This is a genomic window from Paenibacillus urinalis, from assembly GCF_028747985.1.
GTDB lineage: Bacteria > Bacillota > Bacilli > Paenibacillales > Paenibacillaceae > Paenibacillus > Paenibacillus urinalis.
The window spans coordinates 5,213,169-5,238,141 of sequence record NZ_CP118108.1 but is presented as its reverse complement, the minus strand read 5'-3'; the positions used below and the strand labels follow the sequence as shown (position 1 = coordinate 5,238,141).

General features: G+C 47.6%; 25 protein-coding genes and 2 pseudogenes. 23 read left to right on the top strand and 4 right to left on the bottom strand.

All coding sequences use genetic code 11. The features are described 5' to 3' along the window. Positions 1-21 precede the first annotated feature (21 nt). The 5 genes and pseudogenes from PUW25_RS24310 to PUW25_RS24290 all read left to right on the top strand — a co-directional run bounded on the left by PUW25_RS24310 (position 22) and on the right by PUW25_RS24290 (position 4,326). A pseudogene (locus PUW25_RS24310) lies at positions 22-1,481 on the top strand (circularly permuted type 2 ATP-grasp protein). Continuing rightward, positions 1,482-2,483 (top strand): alpha-E domain-containing protein, encoded by a 1,002-nt coding sequence (locus PUW25_RS24305; RefSeq protein ID WP_274337757.1) that lies wholly within the window; start codon positions 1,482-1,484, stop codon positions 2,481-2,483. Positions 2,484-2,490: 7 nt separating this feature from the next. Beyond that, positions 2,491-3,357, top strand: a complete 867-nt coding sequence (locus PUW25_RS24300; protein ID WP_274337756.1) for a transglutaminase family protein — start codon at positions 2,491-2,493, stop codon at positions 3,355-3,357. A 97-nt stretch (positions 3,358-3,454) separates the two neighbouring features. Further along, positions 3,455-3,598 (top strand): hypothetical protein, encoded by a 144-nt coding sequence (locus PUW25_RS24295; protein WP_274337755.1) that lies wholly within the window; start codon positions 3,455-3,457, stop codon positions 3,596-3,598. 119 nt (positions 3,599-3,717) lie between these two features. Further along, a complete protein-coding gene (locus tag PUW25_RS24290; RefSeq protein ID WP_274337754.1) occupies positions 3,718-4,326 on the top strand; it encodes a TVP38/TMEM64 family protein in 609 nt (202 codons plus the stop codon). Here PUW25_RS24290 and PUW25_RS24285 read toward each other — a convergent pair. Together PUW25_RS24285 and PUW25_RS24280 are read right to left on the bottom strand one after the other, a co-directional pair. Continuing rightward, entirely contained in the window at positions 4,302-4,823 is a 522-nt protein-coding gene (locus tag PUW25_RS24285) for a cupin domain-containing protein (protein ID WP_274337753.1), read from the bottom strand. The two genes, PUW25_RS24290 and PUW25_RS24285, sit on opposite strands and share 25 nt — an antisense overlap. Positions 4,824-4,958: 135 nt before the next feature. Next, entirely contained in the window at positions 4,959-5,111 is a 153-nt protein-coding gene (locus PUW25_RS24280; protein ID WP_205054753.1) for a hypothetical protein, read from the bottom strand. A 182-nt stretch (positions 5,112-5,293) separates the two neighbouring features. On the opposite strand from PUW25_RS24280, the gene PUW25_RS24275 reads away from it, so the two are divergent. From PUW25_RS24275 to PUW25_RS24235, 9 genes are all read left to right on the top strand, one after another. Further along, positions 5,294-5,758 (top strand): DIP1984 family protein, encoded by a 465-nt coding sequence (locus PUW25_RS24275; RefSeq protein ID WP_047912715.1) that lies wholly within the window; start codon positions 5,294-5,296, stop codon positions 5,756-5,758. Positions 5,759-6,581: 823 nt separating this feature from the next. Further along, positions 6,582-7,016 carry a DUF1641 domain-containing protein gene (locus tag PUW25_RS24270; protein ID WP_205054755.1) on the top strand — a complete coding sequence of 145 codons (435 nt, stop codon included), beginning with the start codon at positions 6,582-6,584 and terminating at the stop codon, positions 7,014-7,016. Between the two features lie 36 nt (positions 7,017-7,052). Next, positions 7,053-8,234 (top strand): NAD(P)/FAD-dependent oxidoreductase, encoded by a 1,182-nt coding sequence (locus PUW25_RS24265; protein WP_047912717.1) that lies wholly within the window; start codon positions 7,053-7,055, stop codon positions 8,232-8,234. Between the two features lie 263 nt (positions 8,235-8,497). Beyond that, complete coding sequence (locus PUW25_RS24260) at positions 8,498-9,142, top strand: SDR family oxidoreductase (RefSeq protein ID WP_274337751.1); 645 nt, start codon at positions 8,498-8,500, stop codon at positions 9,140-9,142. Positions 9,143-9,192: 50 nt separating this feature from the next. Continuing rightward, complete coding sequence (locus PUW25_RS24255; RefSeq protein WP_274337750.1) at positions 9,193-9,909, top strand: response regulator transcription factor; 717 nt, start codon at positions 9,193-9,195, stop codon at positions 9,907-9,909. Next, positions 9,906-11,282 carry a sensor histidine kinase gene (locus PUW25_RS24250; RefSeq protein ID WP_274337749.1) on the top strand — a complete coding sequence of 459 codons (1,377 nt, stop codon included), beginning with the start codon at positions 9,906-9,908 and terminating at the stop codon, positions 11,280-11,282. The genes PUW25_RS24255 and PUW25_RS24250 overlap by 4 nt, the downstream gene beginning before the upstream one ends. A 75-nt stretch (positions 11,283-11,357) precedes the next feature. After that, positions 11,358-12,140, top strand: a complete 783-nt coding sequence (locus PUW25_RS24245) for a PepSY domain-containing protein (protein WP_177178728.1) — start codon at positions 11,358-11,360, stop codon at positions 12,138-12,140. A 179-nt stretch (positions 12,141-12,319) separates the two neighbouring features. Continuing rightward, positions 12,320-12,943 (top strand): PepSY domain-containing protein, encoded by a 624-nt coding sequence (locus tag PUW25_RS24240; RefSeq protein ID WP_090724868.1) that lies wholly within the window; start codon positions 12,320-12,322, stop codon positions 12,941-12,943. A 236-nt stretch (positions 12,944-13,179) separates the two neighbouring features. After that, a complete protein-coding gene (locus PUW25_RS24235; protein WP_090724867.1) occupies positions 13,180-14,793 on the top strand; it encodes an alkaline phosphatase family protein in 1,614 nt (537 codons plus the stop codon). A gap of 1 nt (position 14,794) precedes the next feature. Here the strand turns inward: PUW25_RS24235 and PUW25_RS24230 are convergent, their stop codons facing one another. After that, on the bottom strand, positions 14,795-15,829 hold the full coding sequence (locus tag PUW25_RS24230; RefSeq protein ID WP_090724865.1) for a Leu/Phe/Val dehydrogenase: 1,035 nt from the start codon (positions 15,827-15,829) through the stop codon (positions 14,795-14,797). A 242-nt stretch (positions 15,830-16,071) separates the two neighbouring features. Between PUW25_RS24230 and PUW25_RS24225 the strand changes: the two genes are divergently transcribed. Both PUW25_RS24225 and PUW25_RS24220 read left to right on the top strand, forming a co-directional pair. Beyond that, complete coding sequence (locus PUW25_RS24225; RefSeq protein ID WP_076314316.1) at positions 16,072-16,587, top strand: DUF2179 domain-containing protein; 516 nt, start codon at positions 16,072-16,074, stop codon at positions 16,585-16,587. A 298-nt stretch (positions 16,588-16,885) separates the two neighbouring features. Beyond that, entirely contained in the window at positions 16,886-18,319 is a 1,434-nt protein-coding gene (locus PUW25_RS24220) for a pectate lyase family protein (protein ID WP_274338482.1), read from the top strand. Positions 18,320-18,446: 127 nt separating this feature from the next. Here PUW25_RS24220 and PUW25_RS24215 read toward each other — a convergent pair whose 3' ends face one another. Continuing rightward, positions 18,447-19,151 (bottom strand): GAP family protein, encoded by a 705-nt coding sequence (locus PUW25_RS24215; RefSeq protein WP_090724863.1) that lies wholly within the window; start codon positions 19,149-19,151, stop codon positions 18,447-18,449. Positions 19,152-19,312: 161 nt separating this feature from the next. On the opposite strand from PUW25_RS24215, the gene PUW25_RS24210 reads away from it, so the two are divergent. From PUW25_RS24210 to PUW25_RS24180, 7 genes and pseudogenes are all read left to right on the top strand, one after another. Next, a complete protein-coding gene (locus PUW25_RS24210) occupies positions 19,313-19,858 on the top strand; it encodes a TetR/AcrR family transcriptional regulator (RefSeq protein WP_090724862.1) in 546 nt (181 codons plus the stop codon). 311 nt (positions 19,859-20,169) lie between these two features. Beyond that, entirely contained in the window at positions 20,170-20,823 is a 654-nt protein-coding gene (locus tag PUW25_RS24205) for a glycerophosphodiester phosphodiesterase family protein (RefSeq protein WP_256209735.1), read from the top strand. A gap of 436 nt (positions 20,824-21,259) precedes the next feature. Then, complete coding sequence (locus PUW25_RS24200; protein WP_047912726.1) at positions 21,260-21,463, top strand: cold-shock protein; 204 nt, start codon at positions 21,260-21,262, stop codon at positions 21,461-21,463. 124 nt (positions 21,464-21,587) lie between these two features. Beyond that, positions 21,588-21,803: a cold-shock protein gene (locus tag PUW25_RS24195; protein WP_076314321.1), complete on the top strand. Its 216-nt coding sequence runs from the start codon at positions 21,588-21,590 to the stop codon at positions 21,801-21,803. 149 nt (positions 21,804-21,952) lie between these two features. Continuing rightward, positions 21,953-22,951: a glycosyltransferase gene (locus PUW25_RS24190; RefSeq protein ID WP_274337748.1), complete on the top strand. Its 999-nt coding sequence runs from the start codon at positions 21,953-21,955 to the stop codon at positions 22,949-22,951. A 111-nt stretch (positions 22,952-23,062) separates the two neighbouring features. Beyond that, positions 23,063-23,203: a hypothetical protein gene (locus tag PUW25_RS24185; RefSeq protein ID WP_177178727.1), complete on the top strand. Its 141-nt coding sequence runs from the start codon at positions 23,063-23,065 to the stop codon at positions 23,201-23,203. Positions 23,204-23,317: 114 nt separating this feature from the next. Next, positions 23,318-24,955, top strand: a pseudogene (locus PUW25_RS24180) (ABC-F family ATP-binding cassette domain-containing protein); the annotation flags it as partial. Between the last annotated feature and the right edge of the window lie 18 nt (positions 24,956-24,973).

Below are 24,973 nucleotides of genomic sequence, written 5' to 3'. Positions count from 1 at the left end.
AAGACAAAAGGGGATGACGCTATGCTGATTCCGTATCCAACGGAGCCGTTTTTTGATGAGATGTTCATGCAGGCGGGTGAGCCAAGGCTTCATTATGCCGAGTTCTATCGCAGACTCAGACGCTTTACAGCGGAAGAGCTGAAGGAGAAGCATGAAACTGCTCAGCTGTCATTTTTAAGACAAGGAATTACATTCACCGTATACAACAATGAGATCGGAACAGAACGGGCAATGCCATTTGATTTTATTCCTATCATCATTCCTCCTAGAGACTGGGAGCTGATTGAGAAGGGGATGATTCAGCGAACAGAAGCCCTCAACCTCTTTTTGGAGGATATCTACGGGGAACAGCACATTATTCGCGACCGGCTCATTCCCAAAGAGCTGATTATGAACAACCCCTATTACTACCATAAGCAAGTTAAGGGAATGGATATTCCACTAAACAACCATATCTTCCTCGCAGGCATTGATCTGATTCGGGATGATCAGGGTAAATATCATATTCTTGAGGATAATCTACGCAATCCATCCGGTATGTCCTATGTGTATCAGAACCGTTATGTGATGCGCCAGGTCTACCCTGAATTTTTTGCCAGACACTCGATTCACCCGCTGGAACATCAGCTTGTTCATCTCTACCAAGCTTTGCTTGACCATACACCGCAGTCCTTTGGCTTCTCCTCCTCCCCCTGTGCGGTGCTATTGACTCCAGGTATGTACAATTCGGCTTATTATGATCATGTGTTTTTGGCCCAGCAGATGGGTATTCCATTAGTAGAGGGAAGAGACCTCACAGTGGCAGATGATGTTGTATATATGAAGACGATCCGCGGACTACGAAGGGTCGATATTATCTATCGCCGGATTGATGATGATTTTCTTGATCCGCTGCATTTTCGCAAAGACTCTGTCCTTGGTGTCTCGGGCCTCCTCTCCGCTTATCGCAAAGGCAATGTTGCTATATTGAATGGCATTGGGAACGGTGTTGCTGATGACAAAGCCATCTATGCCTACGTTCCTGATATGATTCGTTATTATCTAAACGAAGACCCAATCCTGTCCAATGTCCAAACGTACCGTTTAACCGAACGCTCGGAACGCGAGTGGGTGCTGGACCATCTGGAGGAGCTGGTCGTCAAGAACGTCGGGGCCTCCGGCGGCTATGATATGCTGATTGGACCGCATGCTACAGGCGAAGAGATCGATAGGTTCAGGTACAAAATTAGGCAGCAGCCACATCAGTATATCGCTCAGCCCACCATTCGCTTATCCAGAGCACCGTCCTTTCAGAACGAACGTTTTTACCCGTGTCATGTCGATTTGCGCGTATTCGTTATCCGGGGCCGGAACACGCATGTGCTCCCTGGCGGACTCTCACGAGTTGCTCTTAAGGAGAGGGGTCACTTGTCGTTAATTCCTCGCAAGGCGGCGGTGGAAAGGATACATGGATTCTGCGGAAAGAGGGAGGAGAGGTATAGATGCTGAGCAGAGTGGCAGATTGCTTATATTGGATGTCCCGCAACATTGAGCGGGCAGAGAGCAATGCGCGTATACTGAATGTACAATTCATTCAGATGCTGGAAGCCTCAGAGGAAGAGATTCTTGCCAAGCATGACTGGGAGATGATCTTCGAAATATGCGCCCGGACCGATCTGTTTCATGAAGCGATGCAAGAACCCACGGGGGCGGATCAAGCACTTATTCACCAGCTTGTCTTCGCAAGGGCCAATCCCAATTCTTTGATGAACTGTGTCCAATATGCCAGGGAGAATGCAAGAATGACGAGGACTCAGCTCCCCGATGATCTCTGGGAGATCTGGAACGATGTTTATCTGGATATGAACAGGATGAACAGAGGAGAAGATATCGACAGCAGAGAGGTGAGACGCTGCCTGGAGCGGACGAAGATTGCTTCCCTTACTGCGAGAGGAATTATCGAATCTTCGATGTCACGCGGACCTGCCTATCATATGATCAATGTTGGTAAATGGCTTGAGCAAGCAGAGAAGACAGCCCGGATTCTGGATGTTGTAAGCAGTTATATCTATGCAGATCCGGCCTGCAGAGGACAAGGCGAATCCTATTACTGGCGTCTGGCCCTGCAATTCGCAAATGGGTATGAGGCATTTCTGAAGCGCCATCCACCGGCCATGGAGCCTGGGCCGATTCTCAGCTTTCTCGTTGCGGATGAAGCCTATCCCAAATCGATCCGCTACTGCATAAGCCAGGTACGGGAGTCTGTTCAAATTCTGGAGTATGGCAGGGTATCTCATTATTCCTGGGAGATGTATGCTTCCCTTGATGATCTGCTGGGTATGCTGGATGAGGTCCATATTACGGAGCTGAGGGGACCGGAGCTGGACTTCTTCCTTAGTCAATTTCAAGAGAAGTGCAAGGAGATCGGCCATGTGTTCTCGAGAACTTATTATTTAATGGATACAGGAGAGCGGCAGTTTCAATTTCACTACGCAGGAGAATAGAGAAGCGATGAAATACAAAATTGTGCATACCAACACGTTTAAATACGACGCTCCGGTTGATCAGAGCATGAATACAATACGGCTGCGACCACTCGAGGATGAGTGCCAGCAGCTGATATCATATCGCACCGATATCCATCCTTCGGCAATGACGAAGGGGCATGAGGATGTGTGGGGGAATTATGTGGAAGAATTCTTCATTGCTGAGCCCCATACCTCTCTGGAGGTCGTTGCTACCTCCATTGTGACGGTGCAGCGGAGTCCTTTTTTGCAGGATATTCGGTACTCCTCTGAGATGAAGACGTTGTTTGAGTCTCCTTTATATAAAGAGCATTATGGTGCTTATCTGGTGGAGACCGCGTATACCAAGCTTAATATGGAGCAGATTCGAGCTGTTCAGAAGGTAGCGGGGAGCATGAAGGATCCGCTCAGCTATGCATTACAAGTGATGGATTATTTGTACAGCAGCTTCATCTATGATAAAGACTCTACTGACGTAGAAACAACGGCCGAGGCGGCTTTTGAGCACAGTAGAGGGGTCTGTCAGGATTTTTCTCACGTTATGCTGGGAATTCTGCGGGCCAGTGGCATTCCATCACGTTATGTGAGTGGTTATCTGTACGTAGGAGAAGATTCGGCACTGAAGGGAGATGCTGCTTCGCATGCGTGGGTTGAGGTGATGGTGCCTGGCATTGGCTGGGCAGGTCTTGATCCGACGAACAATGTGGAGGCACTATCCAATCATATAAGAGTGGGTACGGGCCGTGATTATGCAGATGTAAGTCCTCTGCAAGGAAAGTATCGGGGCGGAGAGTCTACTCTGGATGTCGGTGTATCTGTACAGCTGCTGGATGCAAACGAACGACATGATTAGCCGCAAGACTGAAGCGAGAGGGAATCGTTTCGTATGGATGCTTCACGGTTAATAAGAGGAGGATATATCAAAGGTACAATAGAGAATAGGTGATAACATGATGAAATGTCATATTTGTGGTAAATCATTAAACGATGTATTGGAGCATGTTGAACATATATTACACGAGTGCAGTCAGATTCAGGCAGATCAAGTGCTGCAAGCAGATCATGAGCAGGAAGCGGGATATGATCCGGCATAGAATAAATATAATGTAGAACCTGCCGAGGGGCAGGTTTTTTTATGGACAGCGATGTTTTAATCGCGAGGTTTAAGCTATACTATCTTTAAAATTTACCAGAATACCTGGGAGGCTCCTAAATGTACAGTTGGTCCGTCTCGGATATCATGTCCTTTTTCACGGAAGAAAATATCATCATGCTGCTTGAACAGTTTCGTTCCTATGGACCGCTGCCCGGAATTCTGATCACATTTCTGAAATCCTTTATCCCGCCGCTGCCAACCCTGCTGATCGTGGGAGCGAACGGGGTTGTGTATGGCTGGGCTGGATTCATCTACTCCTGGATTGGCCTGGTGGGAGGCAGCTTCCTAACTTTTCTGATTATTCGCAGAATTGCGATGACTTCCTACATCCAGCGCTGGGCACAGAAGCCCAAGGTTCAGAAGAGCTTACGCTGGATACAGCGCAATGCGTTCAGCTATGTGTTCCTGCTGGGGATGTTCCCGATGGGACCGTTTGTGCTGGTGAACATGGCAGCAGGCGCAGCTCAGATGCGCCCCGGTCTCTTCCTGCTCGCGGCAGGGCTTGGCAAAGGAATCATGATATTTTATGTGACTTATATTGGTACCAACCTGGAGGAGATTATCCAGCATCCGCTTATTCTGGTTGGCGTCGTCATATTCATCATTTTGACGATTGTGGCAAGCAAAAGGATAGAAGCTTATTACACTGAATCTTCTAATCGGTAATAGGTGTGGAGCGGTCCGCTCTTTCCAAATACCGGATCTTGATCGGGCAAGGGAACTTGCTTGATGTCCTGAAGTACTTTGGGCCGCTCTCCGGATTCGCCTGTATAGGTGTCATATTCGATGCCATCGGGATAACCACCAACCACCTGAAACTCACGGCTTGCTTCAATCCTCTTATGGCCAGTACCGGCAGGAAGAACGATCACATCCCCGGCTGCCGCAGTGACCACGATCCCTTGCTCACCGCCAAGCTGCAGCTTGACCGATCCGCTGATCACACCGAGAACCTCATGTGTGTTGCTGTGATAATGATGATAAGGGAATACACCGCCTGTCCAGGTGTTCTGCCAATTGTGGCTGTTGAATAGGGCTTCCATCTCCTCTTCTCTCCCTCTTAGAACGCTCGGATATAAGAGAACAGGTAAGTTCGGGTGGTTTGGGATGATGCCATCATCCTTGAAACGATAAGCCCGTGTCTTAAATTCGGTATGTGCCATGTGAGTTTTCCTCCTTCTGTTCGCTGTTAAAGCTCATATATGAAACAAGCCATGAACAAGGGATAACCTCTGGTCATGGCTTGCAGGTGCAGTATACGATAACGTTAATGCACTTATTCTAATCCTTTTAGCAGATTAAGACTGCTTCAGATTGTCCTCAGATCGGGGATTCCAGTTCTCGGCTTGAGGCTCCACGTCCTCATGCTTTTTCATTTTGTCTACCTGCTCCTTGGAGTCCTTCTCCTTGTCCAATTGATTGCGTACCTCTTCGCTTGATTGCTGTTTCATCGTGAACGCCTCCTTGTTCATCATGGATATAGTTATTACATACCCGGTCTGTAGAAAGGCAAACATGAAGCTGAGACGGGCCTATCTGATATCGGTAATAAACTTATATAATAGAAGTTACATATGGAATAAAATAACTTAGTAGGATAAAATAGCAGAGATATTAACTGTGGAGGTATCCTATGAAACTCGCAGAAGCACTTATATTACGTTCGGATATACAAACTAAAATACAACAATTAAGATTTCGTCTGGAAGGTGTCGTCAGAGTGCAGGAGGGGGAGCCGCCTGCCGAAGATCCTGCCGAGTTATTTGCTGAACTGGAGGAGAGCTTGAGCCAATATACGAAGCTGGTTCAAGATATCAATCGCACCAACTCTCAAACCCTGCTCGACACGGGCATCAGTATCGCGGATGCGCTTGCACTGCGTGAGAATTATGTGAAGCATCGGGATGTGCTGTATGATGTCATCAGGCAAGCAACCATTCGTCTGGAGCGGACAAGCAGATCCGAGATCAAGTTCGTTACCACGGTTGACCACAAGAAGCTGCAGAAGCAGGTTGACGAACTTGCAAAGGCTCACCGTGTATTAGATACGAAGATCCAGGAGAAGAACTGGACGACAGAGCTGATCACGACAGCGTAATAACGGAAGTGACAGCATGCTTTAAGTAGAGCATCGGTAAGTTGGTAGCCTTCCTGAAGAAAGCGAGCATAAGCCTACCAAGGCAGGCAAGGTCTTGGAACCCATTTGATAAAAAATCGACGAGAGCCGGGGACTCCATTCATCACAAATTATCCCCAGTACAGTGTACATATCACATGTAATTGTTAATGTTATGACCAAATGCTGATTTTTCAGGTAATGGCGAGGGCGGGCCAGGGGACAATACCGAGATGATAAGACGGTTCGTGCGAGAAGGCATGAGCCGTCTTTTTATTTTGGAGGATTTGGGCGAGTTAAAAATTAACATGAGTGAGAATAAAACTTTATGGAAATTTTAAGCGGTATACGTTGATACATATAGTGATCAGCATGCTCTTTGACACCGCATATAGTAGCAAATATGAGAAAAAGTGAATTCATGGATGGAGAACAGGCTATTGCACGTCGTATTGACAAAAAAGGTGTATTTGTTACAATGTTCACAAGGTATTCACAATTGCCAAAATATTTATCTCATGTTCACGTGTAAGAAGTGTAATATTAGGGTATAGGATCCGTTTTTATGACCTGTTCGGTAAGTTTGTTATTGCGATGGAATGATCATATTCGTGTCTGCAATAGATCCATGGAATACATCACACTTCTGCTGTAGAGCTGCCTGAGCCGCCCTTAGTGGCATCGGCTCTTTCTTTGTGTGAAAATTGTTACATTACAATCATGTAGTTCCTTGATCGACTAGATTGCTTAGCAGAAATGTCAGGCGAGCGGGCTTATAACCCAAAGTAAAGGAGGACGTTCTCTTATGTCACAACCGACGCAACAAGAAGTACCTGCTACAGGTGCTCCTCAAGCACAAAATGATGTGCTCGATCAATTGATGAAGCCGGAGGTTCAGGAGTCTCTTACTGTTCTGGTTGAGAACTTGCCTAAACTGGCTGAAATGGTAACTGCAATGACTACAGCTTATGACTTTGCTCAAGGGCTGGCGAAGGACCAAGTATTCGTAAACGACATGAAAGTTGCCTTTGGCGAATTTACTACTCCAGTAGTAGAAAAAGCAAAAGGTGTTGCTTCTGCAGCCATCGAAGCTGGCGATCGCGCTCATGCGGAACAGTCTTCTGTTGGCTTGTTCGGCATGCTCAAAATGCTGAAGGACCCTAACGTACAACATACGCTTCGTTTTGCTCAAGCTTTCTTGAGCATCTTGAACGAGCGTCAGCAAAACAAACAAGACTAAGATTTTTTCATACGAAAGTAAGAACGGAGGATGGATATGTCGAAGCAAATTTTGATCCTGGGCGGCGGCTACGGCGGATTGCTGAGCGCACTTGCAGCGCGTCAATACCTGACTGCTGAAGAAGCAACCATTACGGTTGTGAACCGTTTCCCGACTCACCAAATCATTACAGAATTGCATCGTCTGGCTGCAGGTACAATCAAAGAGAAGGCTGTTGCTCTTCCACTTGAGAAGCTGCTCCGCGGTAAAGACGTGAATCTTAAAATTGATACGGTTGCCGAAATCAAGCCTGACGAGAACAAAGTCACAATGAAGAGCGGAACCATCTATAGCTATGACTACCTCGTTGTCGCTTTGGGTAGTGAAACAGCATTCTTCGGTATTCCAGGACTTCAAGATTACAGCTTTACGCTGAAATCGGTTGAAGAGGCGAACAATATTCGCGCTCACGTGGAAGCTCGTCTGGATGCATACAAGAAAACAGGCGAGAAAAAAGACGCTACCATCGTTATCGGCGGCGGCGGCTTGACAGGTATCGAGCTTGTTGGTGAGTATGCAGACGTGCTTACTGAAGTTTGTAAACAAAAAGGCATCAACCGCAGCGAAGTGGAGCTCTACAGCGTAGAAGCAGGTCCTTCGATTCTGGCAGGATTCCCTCCAGAGCTGGTTGAGCGTGCACAAACAAGCCTTGAGAAACGCGGCGTGAAATTCATCGTTGGCGTAGCGATCACAGAAATGCAAGAGCATACGGTATTCCTGAAAGACGGCAGCTCCATCGAGACAAGCACTCTGATCTGGACTGGCGGCGTTCAAGGTAATGCTGTAGTTGCAAACTGCGGTATTGAAGTGAACCGCGGACGTGCAACGGTAAAAGAAACACTGCACTCTACATCGCATGAGAATGTGTTCATCGCTGGTGACAGCGCAGTTGTTATTCCAAGTGAAGGCGCTCGTCCTTACCCTCCAACAGCACAGCTTGCTTGGCAAATGGGTGAGACGATCGGACATAACCTGGCAGCTACCATCAAGGGCGGTGAGCTTGAAGTCTTCACTCCAGTCTTCTCCGGTACACTGGGAAGCCTTGGACGTAAAGATGCCATCGCAATGCTTGGAGGAAGTCAGACTCGTCTGAAAGGTCTTCCTGCAACACTCATGAAAGAAGCAAGTAACATTCGTTACCTGAAACATATTGAGGGTCTATTCGCTCTGGCGTATTAAGCTCCTCATCTAGAAGGCGTCCCCTTAGGGGCGTCTTTTTTTTGTTTCGGCATAGCTCTAAGTACAGAGGTGCATTACATATAAACATATATTAAGATGAGATGTGTACTACAGAAGAGCCAAACGGGGACAATAGATCAAGAAGTGAACCTTTATATCCATATAAATGGTTGCTATTAGCTGTTCAATTTGGGTAAGTAGATAGGAATACCTTTATATAATCTAAGGGTATGCATAATTGAATGGAAGGGAGCTATTGCATCATGAATGTACTCGTTATTGGAGCGAATGGACAAATAGGAAGACATCTTGTATCTCAGCTGAAAGAGAACCCGGGGCATACTGTTCGTGCTATGGTTCGTAAACAGGAACAGTTAGAGGCACTCGATAAATCAGGGATAGAGGCAGTTCTTGCCGATCTGGAAGGCACAGTAGAGGAGCTGGCGGAAGCCATGAAGGGGAATGATGCTGTTGTCTTCACGGCGGGATCAGGCGGAAGTACAGGGGCAGACAAGACCTTGCTCATTGATCTGGATGGTGCAGTGAAGACGATGGAAGCGGCGGAGAAGGCAGGCATTTCTCGTTACATTATGGTAAGCGCCATCTATGCAGAAGACAGAACCAAGTGGCCAGACGCTATCAAGCCATATTATGTGGCCAAGCACTATGCAGATAAGTGGCTGGAGAATTCGTCCCTGAATTATACGATTATTCGCCCAGGAGGGCTTAAGAATGAGCCAGGGAACGGCAAAGTATCTTTGAATCCAGAGGCCGGAGAGAGCAGTATACCTCGCGAAGATGTAGCTGCTGTCATTGTGGCTGCGCTTGATGCGGACAACACGTGTAGAAAGGCCTTTCCACTGGTATCCGGAAGGGAATCCATTAACGAGGTGATTGAACAAATTTAGTCCTGTGATCTATGATGATATTCATATTTAAATGAAGCGGGGGAGTCGTCATGAGTGCATCCATTCTCATTGTGGAGGATGAAGAGAAGATTGCTCGATTGCTTGAAATCGAGCTGGAATACGAGAATTATAAAGTGCATAAAACGACAAGCGGCACGGAGGGGCTTACGGCTTATCAACAAGGGGAGTATGATCTCATTCTGCTCGATGTGATGCTGCCGGGACTGAGCGGAATTGAAGTGCTGCGGCGTATTCGGAGCCAGGATGAGCACACACCGGTCATCCTGCTGACAGCGAAGGGATCTGTGGAGGATAAGGTGTCGGGACTTGATCTGGGGGCAACGGATTATATCACCAAGCCGTTTCAGATTGAAGAATTGCTGGCTCGTGTACGGGCTGCGCTGCGTTTGAGCAGTAAGCTGCAGCACCAGCCAGCAGCAGCTTCTAACGCCGGAGAGTTCGAGACGTGGCTCACAGCAGGTAATCTGCGTGTGAATGAGGCCACTAGAGAGGTCAAACGCGGGGAGGGCTCGATAGAGCTCACTCCCCGTGAATTTGATCTGCTTGTCTATTTGCTGCGCAATCAGCGCCAAGTATTGAATCGAGAGCAAATTCTTGAATCGGTGTGGGGTTACGACTACATGGGAGATACGAATGTGGTTGATGTCTATATACGTTATGTCCGCAAAAAAGTGGATCATGGTCATGAAACTGGACTTATACATACAGTGCGCGGTGTCGGTTACGTGCTTAAGGCGGACGCATGAAGCTGAGAACGACGATTTACGTTTATACGTCCGTATTTTTTATGGTACTGCTTCTGTTGATTAATGCATTTATCTATATTCTGTTTGATCGCATGTCGATCAATACCCAGACAGAGCGGGCAGAAGCAGAAGCGAGTGCCGTTGTGGAAGGAATAAAGAACGCAGCGGTGAGCGTTGCTCCGGATGATCTCCTTCGCGCTTTTGTTCCGGCCGATGGCATGCTCCGTCTGGTACGGATGTCGGGCGAGGGACAGGTAGTAACATCTCAAACCCAGCAGCACTTAAGAAATCTGGATGCGCCATACCGTCCCAATAAAGTATCACAGGTCACGGAGGTGGATGGAGCAAGGTACGTATTTGTATCGATGCCGATTATCTGGGTAGACGGTGAGGTCGTAAATATACAAATTACTGAAAGTCTGGCGAGCGCAGATAACAATCTGCGTGTATTGCGTAACGTACTATTTTCCGTCTCAGTAGCAGCACTCATTGCGGTCATTATTTCCAGTCGTCTGCTCAGTGGAATCATTATCAAGCCGATATCAAGAATGATTGACACGATGAAAAATATTGAACAGGGCGGCGGCTTCAAATCCATCGATTTGGAGAAGAAATCCAAGGATGAGCTGTTCGAGATGGGCAATACGTTCAATCGCATGATTGACAGACTTGAGCTGAATTATGAGAAGCAGGAGCAATTTGTCTCTAATGCTTCACATGAGCTCAAGACGCCTTTAACTGTAATTGAGAGCTATGCAAGCTTGCTGAAACGCAGAGGAGCAGAGCGGCCTGATCTGTTCAATGAGTCTGTTGAGGCCATTCATTCTGAGGCGGTAAGGATGCGTGAAATGACAGAGCAGCTGCTGCTCATGGCTAGGCAGACTGAATCTGCCGGGGTGAAGCTGGAATCCTGCAATATCGCGGATATGACGCAGGACACAGCCCGGTCCTATCAGACAGCCTATCGCAGAGAGGTGAATGTGCATATCGAAGCCGCTGAAGCTGATGAGCAGATGTTCGCGATCACGGATCTTAATAAAGCCAAGCAGCTCCTTATTCTGTTCCTCGATAACGCGAGAAAATATAGTGAAGAGCACATTGATATCCAGGTCGAGAAGGAAGAAGGTCATATTAAAGTCTCGATTCGAGATTACGGTATTGGCATGTCGGACAGTGAGCTCGCCAAAGTATATGACCGCTTCTATCGTGTGGATCAGGCCCGAACACGTAAGCAAGGCGGATCAGGACTCGGTCTGTCGCTGGCCAAAGAGATTGCCGGTCATATTCAGGCCGAGATTGATCTGAAGAGCCGTCCTGGAGAAGGTACTACGGCGATATTACGCTTCCCCTCCTTTCTCAGCAAATTCTCATAAAGCTCCGCTATAATGGCATACAAAAGCCATATATGGCTGTGTTGTGATATGAAACTTAAGAGGGGTGTTCTCCTAATGAACGTTAAAAAGTGGGGTTTATATGGCGGTGTGGCTGCAGTACTGGTGCTGGCAATTGGTCTTTATTATTTTCAGCCATGGAATAAATCAGATATTTTATCAGCGGAGGCCGTATCCGAGAGTGTGCTTCAGCAGTACCCAGACTTCAAGATTGAGGATAACCGATTGCAGGGTAGTGAGTATCACCTTCGGCTGGTTACGGAAACGGGTGGCGAATACCGCCTAACGGTAGATGCGGAGAGTGGAAGCATACAAACCATTGAGCAGATTTCAGAGGGGGAAGTGGATACACCGGTACCTCAGAGCAGAGAAGCTATCAAGAAGGCTGTCCTGGCTGATACTCCAGGAAAGCTGCTGTTACTGGAGCTTGTCTCTGATTCCCCTGAAGGAAAATATTACAAAGCTGAGGTACAGACGAAAGATCAGATCGTAGAACTAAGGCTTGATCCGTACAGCGGGGAGGTTCTCTCCCGATCTGAAACAAAGCCTCAGAATCCCGATTCAGACAATAAACAGCCAGCTGAAACACAGGAACCGATCCGTCTGATCAGTGAACAGGATGCAATCGATATCGCGCTAGCCGAGGTGAAGGGAGAATTCGAAGACATCGAGCTGCGTGCCAGAGAATCGGATATTCCTTATTATTTGGTTGAAATTGAGAATGTGAGCGGTGAGGAGATGATCGTTCAAGTGCTTGCCATTACGGGTACGGTCAAATCTGTTGAGCATGAGGATGATTTTGATGACAATGACGACGATCAAGATGATGAGAACCAATAATCCTTTCTTTAGTACTCAGTTAACTAATCATTAGAGACGATTTCATGTAGCTGAGAAATCACTTCATTTTCTCATCAAATTCTAATCTTACTCTTTCTTTGCTCTCATTTTGCAGGGGTAAGATGGTGTTGTAAGGGAGAAACGAACAACCCAATAACACGAAATGGAGCTGATGAGTAATGAAGAAACAAGTCGTATTGAGCGGAGTTTTGGCAGTAGGTTTGATCGCTGGAGGGACGGCAATCTTCGCCGCAAGTAATACGGGAACAGGAACTGCAAGTACAACGGGAAATAGCGGGGTATCCTCATCCTCCTTCAACCCGGACACGATGATAAACTTCGGTGAGGCGAAGAAAGCAGCGCTGAAGGCAGCTGGGAATAAAGGTCATATCGATGATATTGATTTGGAGAGATATAATAACAAAGCCTTCTATGATGTAGAAATCGAGCAAGGCGACAAAGATGTTACCGTTCATATCGATGCTTACACGGGAAAGACACTTGATGTATTCACAAGCAATGATGATGACAATCGTTATGATGATGACCGCTACGAGGATGACGATGATCGTTACGAGTCGGAAGCCATCGCTTCTGTGAAGCTCTCTGCAGCGGATGCAGAGAAAATAGCGAAGAAACAGCTGAGCAACAGCAAGGTGGTACAGATTGAGCTGGATGAGGATGACAACCGGCTTCAATATGAGGTAGAGGTTGTTAACTCGAAGTATGAAGCAGATGTTGAGATTGATGCGAACACCGGCAAGGTGCTGTCTGTAGACAAGGATGAGCGTGACGACGATTAATCGAGAGTGAGCTGGTTAACAATTACAGCCTTATTAGATGTAAATGCATGATGGAAGGCCCTCACGAGTGAGGGCCTTTTTTTGATTTGAATAGCTAGATTAATTTAACAAAATATCCCTAGTAAGTTTCTTTATGCTGTGGCGAACGATAACAATGATGAATGATGCAAATGTTGAAGTTTATGCTAATTCATAAGTTATACGTGAATCGACGGATAGAGGGGGTAAAGTGATACATGAGAGATCTACTGTGCAAGGTAATGATCATGGTTCTTATTCTAAGCTTGGTAACAGGGTGTCAGCATCAAAGCTCGCAATCCGAGGATCAAGATCTGCTGCACGTGAAGTCGGCGGACAGAGTTCAATCCAAGAAGGTTATATTTCTGCTGGTCGATTCGTTAATGGCAGAAGCCATTGATCAGGGTATCCGGCAGGGTGAGCTGCCAAGCTTCAAATACTTAATTGATCACGGCCAATATTACAGGGATATGGTTACCTCCTTTCCTACGATGTCGGTTTCTATTGACAGTTCTTTGCTGACGGGTACCTATCCTGATGAGCATCAAGTTCCAGGACTCGTGTGGTATTCCGCACAGGAGAAGAGATTGATCAACTATGGATCAGGTCCTGCGGAGATCTGGAATCATGGCATCAACAGAACACTAGCAGATGCTCTGATACATCTAAACGACAAGCATCTGAGCTCGCAGCATTCCACAATCTACGAGGATTTGGCACGTAAACATCTAAAATCCGGTTCAATAAACGGGTTGATCTACCGGGGGATGTCGGATCATACACTTCAGCTTCCCGCTTGGGTGTATGGACCGTCTTCATTGCCGCAGCAAATCCAGGTCAAGGGCCCCGATCTGCTATCTTTGGGTTCGATCGCCAATCCATTAGAGAACTCGTCCGGGGGTACAACTGCGCATAATTTGCCCGATGGTCTCCCTGATCGGATGGGTCTTACGAACAAATACTCTGTAGAAGCAGTAAAATATTTGGTGAAGCAAAACAAGCTGCCTGATTTTCTATTTGCCTATCTTCCCGATTTGGATCAAAAAATACATAAGAGCGGCCCGCCTGGACTAAAGGGAGTCAAAGAAGTAGACAAGCAGCTTGACGGAATCCTGCAGGCTTTTGGATCGCGCGAGACAGCGATGGATAAGTCAATTATTATCATTGCGGGAGACAGCGGAATGACGAGACTGCTGCCGAAGGATCAGAACTCGGTGATTGATCTGCCCGATCTGTTCACAGGTTATCAAGTTCTTCGTGCGGGTAAGGAAGTCAATGACGAGACAGATATCATTCTCGCTGTGAATGAAACGATGGCTTATGTATATCCAAACCTTGCTGTGAAGTCCTATGAAGAATGGGCTCGTCTGATGACGATAGACCCTCGTATCGATTTTGTATCATGGCAGGAGGGTGAATGGATCCATGTACGCCAAGGGGGAACGAACAAGGAGCTTATGTATCGAGCTGGCGGGAGCCTTGCCGATCCCTACCAGCAGAATTGGACGATTAAAGAGGCGGGGAATGTACTGGATTTGAGCATAGATGAGGGGCGTGGATCGTTAAAATATGGTGACTATCCTGATGTGCTCCGGCGATTGTCTAGTGCACTTCACTCCCATCCAGGAGATTTCATGGTCGTCACAGCCAAGCCGGGATATGAATTGGCGGATCGCAGCTCACCGACACATGAAGGTGGCGGCGGGCATGGTTCCATCCGCAAGGACGAGTCACTCGTCCCTCTGATTATATACGGAACGGATCAGAAGCCGCCTGAACATGTAAGGATTATTGATTTGAAAGGATTTGTGCTGCAGCTGCTCGCGGACTGAATTAAGCAAACTTGGCTTCGGCAATGGAATCGGCTGCAGCAGCCGTTGTAATGCCGTTCTTGCGAGCATAATCGTACAGATACTTAAGGGTATGGGGTATCTTCTCTACGGCTGCAGCCGCCCCCCGTGCCCCGGTTCCGGCAAGCTCTGCGCCGGTACTAAGGATTCCTCCTGCATTAATGGCATAATCAGGAGCATACAGAATATTTCGCTGCTCCAGCATATCGCACAGCTGTTCATCAGCCAGCTGGTTGTTAGCTGCACCGGCAATAATCCCGCAGGACAGCTGGGGAATGCTCAGATGAGTAAGTGTTCCGCCCATCGCGCAGGGAGCATAGACCTCACAGCTATGCAGATGAATATCGTCAGGTGAGACGGCTAATGCTTTGAAGTCACGAACAGCTTGACTCATTTTTCCTGAATCAATATCAGATACGATCAGCTGAGCCCCGGCCTGATGAAGGCGCCTTGCCAAGGCATATCCGACTTTGCCCAGTCCTTGGAGCGCGACGCGGACTCCATTCATATCACTCAGCCCATATTTATGGGTCAGTGAAGTCTGAATGCCAAGAAATACACCATAGGCAGTCATTTCGGCAGTGAAGTTTCCGGTTGCTCCGAGCGTTCCGCTCTGATCGGTCACATGCCTCGTTTCACGATGGATCTGGTCCATATCGTGTGGAGTCGTGCCAAGATCAACCCCGGTAATGTACTCTCCGTGTAGTCTCTCTATGAATCGGCCGAGTGCAGCAAATGCTTCATCCCGCCTCATCCCAGCATGCTCCATGACTACGGCCTTGCCTCCGCCGTAGGGCAATCCGGAAATAGCCGCCTTATAGGTCATGCCTCTGGCGAGCTTCATGGCATCCTGGGCTGCCTCCTGCTCCGAAGCATACGACCATAAACGGCAGCCGCCTAGTGCCGGTCCCAGCTTGGTGCTGTGCAAGGCGATAACGGCTTTGAGACCACTCTTCTGATCCTGACAAAATACGAGCTGCTCCATCCCGCGGTCCTGCATTGCCTTCCAGAGATCCATGGCTGATGCGCCTCCTCCGTTGTTCTATCTGCACCTTATATTTGTCTAATATATTCGCATCGTCTCTTGAAAGCGCATGGACAGATGTACCGATTATTGGTGCTTCGCAGGAAACGGCTTGATTCAGTATAATGATACAGGTGTAATACAATTGGATATGCTGTATTTAGGAACATCGGATAAGGCACCGAATAAGAAGAGCGTATTGGGGCTTACAGCTTGGCAGACAGGAGTGTGATGACATGGGCACAACGTTGCTTTTTATTTTTGCAATCCAGATTGTATACGTATCGGCTTATACGCTGAGGATGATTCTGACGCTGAAGGGCCAGAAGTATATCGCGGCGCTCATCAGTATGGTCGAGATCGTTATTTATGTACTCGGATTAAATCTGGTGCTTAGTTACTTGGATCAGATTGCCGCCTTGGTCGTATATGCGGTTGGCTACGGTCTGGGTATCTTGATCGGGGCCTGGATTGAGGAGAAGATCGCTCTTGGCTATGTGACAGTCAAAGTGATCTGTGACCAGGCAAGAGGAACGATTGTAACCACGCTTAGAGAAAAAGGCTACGGGGTTACCTCGTGGCTCGGCAATGGACGGGACGGAGACCGGCTCGTGATGGAAATACTGGCGAAGCGTAAAAATCAGAAGAGGCTCTACCAGTCCATTCTGGAGCTTGATCCCAAGGCGTTTATTATTACGGTGGAGCCCAAGCAGTTCCATGGAGGATTTTGGACAAGATCTATTAAGCGATAACAGACTGAACTCATCTCAAAATGAGGATACCAAAAACAATGAGCTAAAGATTGCATGAGTATAAAGAGACTAAAAGCTTGTAAAGTCCAAGAAGTCCAATGAATCTAAAGCCTAAGAGCCTGGCGAGCACCATAGCGGTGTGAGCAGGCTCTTTTTCTATTACAGCGCATGTGAAGAAATGATTATTGTCCTGCTGAAGGAGTGCATTATCTAGCCCACAGCTGTTCTGCTGATTATTGTTGTAATCGCTTCCATACGTTAAATTGAGAGCAATTCGAAACAGAGGAGGCAAGAAATAATGAAAAGAAAGCAGAAACCTTGGAGGACGCTGTTTGCAGCGGTCGTTAGTCTCGCGCTGGTCATAACGGTTGTTCCTCTACAACAGACGGCTGCAGCAGGAATTACAGATTATAACCTGACAGGCTTCTCGGCCGGGAATACGGGAGGGGGGATTGTCAGCGAGACCGACACAGCAAAATATCGAAAAGTTTATAATGCCACAGAACTGGCGGCCGCATTAAAGAAAGGATCAGGTGTCAAGGTAGTGGAGATTATGAACGACCTTGATCTAGGCTGGAACGAGCTTCCTGCTGCGGCTCAAACGTCGCCTTTTGCCGAGCATAATGATGCCTTGACTCACCCTGTGCTGAAACAGACAGGTGTCAGCAAGCTGACCATTGACGGATTTAATGGACTTACGATCTTCTCTGCAAACGGAGCTACAATCAAGCATGCAGCGATCAGCGTGAAGCGCAGCCAGAATGTGATCATTCGAAATCTAGAGTTCGAAGAGCTATGGGAGTGGGATGAATCCTCTAAGGGGGATTATGACAAGAATGACTGGGATTACATTACCCTTGAGGAGACCAGCAAAGTGTGGATCGACCACTGTACGTTTCATAAAGCCTATGACGGGCTGGTTGATTCGAAAAAAGGAACAAATGGTGTCACGATCTCGTGGTCAGTATTCAAGGGTGATGACAGAAGCGCAAACAGCTGGGTTACACAGCAGATCAATGAACTGGAAGCAAACCGCTCCTCCTATCCAATGTACAATGATCTGCGCAGCATCGCGGTAGGTCTGAGCAAGGACGATATTATTGCCATCGCAGCCTCTCAGAAAAAAGGACATCTCGTCGGCTCGACTTCATTTGACTCCGGAAATCCAAGTCTATCGATAACATTGCATCATAATTACTACAAGGATATTCAAGATCGCTTGCCGCGCCTCCGGGGCGGAAACGCACATGCCTATAACATCGTTATGGACAGTGGAGATGCGAGGCTGGCCAAGCAGCGAATTACACCGGCGATGGCTGCTGCCATCTCATCCAAAGGATATAAGTTTGATGTAACGAGCAATGGAGCTATCTCAACCGAGGGAGGCGCTGTGCTCGTTGAGAAATCAAGCATCATCGGCATCCAGTATCCAATGCGCAACAACCAGACGGACCCATCCGATGCTTCGTACACAGGTAAAATTCGCGCCGTTGACACGATGTATTCACTTGATGGCTCCTCCTTCCGGGGCAGCAGTGATACAGCTGGCAGCCCGCTCGCACCTGTGCCTGCCCCAATTGTTCCGTTCAGCTGGAGCGGGATAACCTCGCTGCCTTACAGCTACACGATGGATGATCCTTCGACGCTCCAATCGAGACTCACGGGAGCGGCAGGAGCGGGAGCAGGCAAGCTGAGCTGGAGCAAGGACAATTGGCTGAAGACGGCTTATTAACTCTTGCACCAAGCTGGATGTTCCGTAAGCGTTTTGGCTTTAGCTGCACGCAACTGTTCCAGCTCAACTTCGTCCTTTTGTTTCATCCAGAAGTAATGGTTTGTCGTTACTCGTAGCGAAGAGACTCCTAGATATAGTGCAATAATCTTCTTAAACAGTCGGTCAACAACCAACTTGAGAAACCTATTAGTAAAAGCGGCATTGCAATGGCTATTGTCGCGTTCATCACACGTTTGAATTTCACTTCGAATAATTGGTATCGGCTATTGTCCAGTTTAACAAACACAATATAGACAAGGATCATAGGTAAAATATATAGAAAGCTGTATATCAGAAGAAACAAAGGCTCTATTGTCGTCTGGTTCTCCAGTGTTGCGAGCGTGGCAATAAATGCACCGTACGGTAACGCAGTAGGCAGGTCGACTAAGGTTGACCCAGCCGCAAGGAGAAGTAACGACACGGGATTTACAAAGCGTGCTGACCGCCCGACCCAATTTGGCAGCGGAACTTTTCGTTTCCACCTCATCCACGACCGCCATGCTAAGGTAATGCCGAAACCCAGCATAAGAACGGCTGCTGCCAATTCCAGCCAGCCAATGAAGGGTTCCACTTTAACCATAATGCTCATTATAAGAGGCGCAACAAATCGTTCCGCTCCCCAGAGAGACAGAAGGCCAAACAAGAAATAAATGAAAAAAGTAGCTCCGATATAATACCAGGCATGCTGTCGCCTCGTTACCAGCGGCATGAGAAGTATCATAGTGGCGATCGTAGACGGATTCAGACTATCCAGCAGCCCCCATCCAATCATCGACATGATAATTGTCACCATTGTTCCATCTCCAAGTCGTAAGTGAAGTTTTGATGATGAAAAAATAATACCATCCAGACGGTCTTTTTGTCAAATTCAGCCCTCCTTTTCCTATTTTGACCTCTTTAGGGTTTCATGCTATAGTATGGGCACAATTATGGAGAGTCGGGGGCTTAAAGAGAATGGGGCGTTCCTTAGAAACACAGCAAAAGCTGATTCGCGCAGCACATGTTGTTATACGGGAGAAGGGGATAGGCGGGTTTACGTTAGAAGCGGTTGCCAAGCAGGCAGGCGTCAGCAAAGGTGGGCTGCTTCATCATTTCCCGTCCAAGGATGCCTTGATTGAAGGCATCCTTGAGGAGGAAATGAATCAGTTCGAGCGACAATTGCAACAGCGTTACGAGCATACAGAGAAGAAACGCGGTGATTTGCTTCGCGCCTATATTTCATTGTCGAGTGAGCCATTGGATGCGCAATTCGGCTATTTTGGCCTAATGGCAGCTGTTGGTATTAATCCGACTCTACTGGATCTGGTGAAACGTAAGCAGAACGAGTTAAACGAGCGCCTCGTGCAAGATGCCAACGGGAGTGCCGAAGCGGACCTCATCCTTATGACGCTCGATGGTTTGCTGTTTAACGATCTCTTTCAATTAAACACGCTAAATTCGCAGCGCAGAAGCAGAATGTTGCGTTTGTTGTATGCATTGGAGAACATGAAACTTACTTAATTTGCTGGGACATTAAAGTCTTTCTCAAGTGTACCAATCCCAATGGCTGCTTCGTTTGCAGAGAGTTTCAAGGCAGCTCTTACGATGTGCTAATCAGTCATACGCGATATTATTCTCGCGCATATATTCTCCTGCCTTCTGATCCACCTTATTTATTGAGATCACACAGCCTGGTGAGCATCGCAGTACAGAGCTCGCTGGGCTTTTTCTATTAAGTTATACATGCTCTTCATTTTCAGATAATCGTCTCTTAATAAATCTTCGTAAGATGTATTTAGAGGTTAGATGTTGATAAGGAGGCTGTATAGAAAATGATTGAGCAACTGGAATCCGCAGCAGGCATGGTCGTCGCAGGACATCGGGGGTATAAATCAGCTTACCCGGAGAATACACTGCTATCCTTCAAGCGTGCTATTGAAGTAGGTTGTCACATGGTGGAGTTTGACCTGCGTATGTCAAAGGACCGTGAAGTCGTCGTTATTCATGATGCAACAGTGGACCGCACGACGAATGGGAGCGGTGAAGTGAGGGAGCAGACCCTCGCGGAGCTGAAGAAACTGGATGCGGGAGGCTGGTTCGCTCCGGAGTTCGAAGGCCTTAAAATCCCTACATTTCAAGAGCTGTGCCAGCTGCTTGCCGGATATCCGGACATCTTGCTGAACGTGGAGATCAAATCCAGCCCGGATGCGAAGGATACCGCCGATGCTGCAATAGAGCTGCTTCATGCATATGAACTGTATGAGAGATGTGTCTTCACCTGCTTTGATGCTGAAATTATCGCTTACCTCTATGATCACTATGGGGCCAAGACTCAGGGGTTCAAGGCGGAGGTCATGCGTAATTTTGTGCATGGGGAGAACGGCACATACTCCAAAATGTGGGCTATCGGGATAGAGATGTCGCTTCTTCATCGGGAGGATGTACAAGCATTTCGGAATAGGGGTCTGCAGGTGTGGAGCTACTGACCGGACACAACTGACAGCGTCCTCTATGCGGTCGGCTGCGGAACACCGATCATGACCTGTAATGACCCGCTTCCTGCGCTGCGCATTAAACAGCAGCTCGAGGGTACGGTTTAAAAAAATGCCAATTGCTGTGGTATGATAAAGCCTGATCTGGGGAATGAATGAAGAGGCGGCGAAATGGCAGAGTCATGCCACAGCTTACTTTTTTAAGCGAGTGCACTACGTCAAGAAATCAACAAACGCAATCTAGTTTGGTAAATTAAGTAATTTTTTCTTAATTTCTATTGCGTTATTGATTTGAATATGGTAATGTATACGAAACGGTGTAATTCACATTTTGGAAAGAGCTTCATTTCGAAATGGCACTTTTTCCAATATGTGAATTTTTTTTATGAAAATAACCATATTAATATAAGAGTAAAGGAGAATGACCCTAATGCAAACAGGTACAGTTAAATGGTTTAACGCAGAGAAAGGCTTCGGTTTCATCGAAGTTGAAGGCGGAAGCGACGTTTTCGTACATTTCAGCGCAATCACTGGCGAAGGTTTCAAAACCCTCGACGAAGGACAACGCGTTGAATTCAACGTGGTAGAAGGAAACCGCGGACCACAAGCAGAGAACGTAGTAAAAGTATACTAAGCCGACCTGCTAAACTGCCTTTAACTGACAAGTTGAAGGCAGTTCTTGTTTTCACTCCAAAATAGCGAATGCGGGATAGACGGAAATGAGCCGTTTATTTGCGTAGATAGGAGGGGAAGTATTCATGTACAGACGTCAAGTAACAGAGGAAATCCCCGAGGAAAACACAAAAGTGTGGTCATGCACCAATGATGACTGCAAAGGCTGGATGCGGGACGACTTTACGTTCGAGAGCGAACCAAGCTGCAGTTTATGTTCCTCGCCAATGGAGCGGCAGATGAGAATGCTGCCTGTACTCTCCAACGCAACCAGTGATTTGAAAGCAATGAAAAAAGGTTAGTTTTTTTGTATGTATGTTGATGCAAAATGGAATACAAGAAATAGCATAGCTCTGTAAGTGTACCGCGATAAGGTAAGGTTACTCCTTCCCCTATGGCGGTTTTTTCATGCTATATTTATCGATAAGACAACGATAGGGGGAGAAGGCTATTGGATAAGGTTGGACTCGTAATGCGCAAAATTCAGTTTGCCGAAGCACAAGGACCTCGGGTTTTTGCAGACAGGCTGCAGAGCATCGGACGGGAGCTGGGTGTCGAGATCGTATTTATATCGCCGGAGCGGCATGTCAGCGGATATGACTGGGTGCAAGGCTATGAGCACGAGAAGGGGGATCTGGTTAATTATGATATCGTGCTGGATCAGCTCTATTCTCAAAATATAGAGCATGTGATTTACACGGTATCCGGCTTTACTTTTCTGAAGATGTTCCTCGATAAAAGCGTACTCTTTCCGCACAGCTTCCCCGATCCTGCGCTGACCGGCTATGAGATGATGAAGCCGTTCTATTCCATTGTGGACAAGGCGATTGTACAGACGGAGTTCTTGAAGAGAGAGATGAACTCAAATTACGGCGTTCAGGACATTACCGTTATCCCCATCGGGTTCGATGAAGAACTGGCGAAGAAGCATTATGATCCGTCTGCGGTCGTGGATAACCGGGTCATGTGGATTGGGCGGGATGAGGCAAACCGCAGGCCGGATCTCGTGCTGGAGTATGCAAGACAGAATCCGGACAAGGAAGTCTTCATGGTGTTCGGTGGACGCCGGTATAAGGAGAGCATGAAGAAGTATGATATTCCGGATAATATTCAGCTTCGCTTTGCTCTGACTCAAGATGAGGTGTTCGAGCTGATGAATTCCTCCAAGGTGTACTGGAGCTCTTCACGCTTTGATACATTTGCCATGCCGCTGACAGAAGCACTGGCCATGGGCAAAATGGTGGTGAAGCCCGAGCATCCCTGCTATGGTCATATCAACTCTACCCATGCCTTCAGCGGGAATGACCGCAATTTCTTCGAGCTGGTGAACATGGCCTGCGCTTCTCCGCGCAGAACGTCTGAGGATAACCGGGACTATGCCTTCAGTGCATTCTCCAGAACGGTAATGAAGGAAGGCTATCGCAGGTTCTTTGATACATGGCTTAAGTAGCTGACAAAAGTAAAGAACAGCTATAAACATTTTTTCCGCACGAGCCGGGTAGGGTTATCATTCTTTTTGTGGTATAGTTAACAATAACTTTGATGAGAGGAGGTGAGGCAGGTGAATATTGAATGGGTAAACAACCGCTTGAGCCAGCTGCCAATGGTGCTGTCTGGCATCTTTTTCAGAGGTTTCGAAATACGGGAGAAGTCTGTCCAATTGTCCCATATCGTTACCCATTCGAGAAGATGCCTGCCATAACCTCCAGAACGGATCAGATTTGTTTCCGATTAAGGAGTCGCGGGGCTTGTTCCCGCGGCTCTTTTTATTTGCGGCTAAGGTCAGGGTCTTCTACACCATAGGAGGATCCTTAAGATGATCATAATGAACGGTCAAAATATACAAAAATACCACGGCGCCAATCTGGTGCTGAATGATGTAACCATCGAAGTGCATGAAGGCGAGAAGGTAGGACTGATCGGTGCGAACGGAAGCGGCAAATCAACACTGCTCTCTCTTATTGCAAGATTGGAGAAGCCCGATAAAGGTCTGCTTACGGTGAAAAAGGAAGCTCGAGTTGGGTATTTGCCGCAGATACCCGCTGCTTTTGAGAAGCTGACAGTATATGAGGTGCTGTCGCATGGCTTCAGCAGGCTTGCTGACTGCCGTCAGAGGATGTCCCGGATGGAGCAGCAAATGGGTGATCCGGCTGTAGCAGCTGATCCGGATGCACTTGAACGGCTGCTGCATAAATATGCTGTGCTCCAAGAGGAGTATGAGCGGGGCGGAGGCTACGAGATCGATGCCAGCATTGATCAAGTGGCGACAGGACTTGGCATTAAGAAATTAATGTATTCGAGGCCCTTCGATACACTATCCGGCGGGGAGAAGACTCGAATCGTGCTCGCATCCCAGCTGATTATGAAGCCTGAGCTGCTGCTGCTCGATGAACCGACCAATCACCTGGATTTGGAAGGAATGGAGTGGCTCGAGCAATTTTTACGGCAATACTCAGGGGCGTGCATCATTGTATCTCACGATCGCTTTTTCCTTGATCGGGTGGTGACCAAAATCGTTGAGCTGGAGGACGGTGAAGCAAGCACTTTCTTGAGCAGCTATACCGGCTATGTCCGTATGAAGGAGGAGCGTGTACTTCAGCAGTTTGCCGAATATCAGGAGCAGCAGAAGCAGGTCAAGAAGATGAAGGAAACGATTCGTCAGCTCGAGGAATGGGGGCGGATCGGCGGGAATGAGAAGTTCTTCAAGCGTGCTGCTTCCATACGCAAGGCTCTGGATCGAATGGAACAGGTGAAGCGGCCGGTCCTGAATCCGAAGCATGCTTCCTTTGATCTGGGAACGAGAGACCGCTCCGGACAGGTCGTGTTACTATTCGAAGCGCTGTGTAAACAATTCGCGGATAAACAGATACTTCAGAATGTGGAGGGAATGATTGAGTTTCGGGATAAAATCGCCCTTCTCGGCACTAATGGTTCTGGCAAATCGACCTTTTTCAAGCTGCTGCTTGGTGATGAACAGGCAGATGAGGGATACATTGAATGGGGAAGCGGTGTCACCATCGGCTATCTTGCTCAGCAGGAAGAGATGAAGGAGCCCAAGAAGACGGTGCTTGAATTTTTCCGGGAAGAGGTAGGTATGGAGGAAGGCGCTGCAAGAGGGATACTGGCGAAATATATGTTTTATGGACCGGATGTGTTCCGGGAGATCGGGAAGCTGTCAGGTGGTGAGTGGTCGAGACTCAGACTTGCCGTGCTCGTAAATAACAAGCCGAATGTTCTGCTGCTCGATGAGCCGACGAATCATCTGGACATTGCTTCTAGGGAGGCGCTTGAGGAAGCACTTGAGGACTACCAAGGGACCGTACTCGCGATCTCTCATGATCGTTATTTCATTAACCGACTGGCGGGCAAGGTATGGGAGCTGCATGAAGGGGCTCTTGATGTATACCTTGGCAACTATGACTACTATGCGGAGAAGAGAAAAGAAAAAGAAGATGGTGTGTCATCAATCATC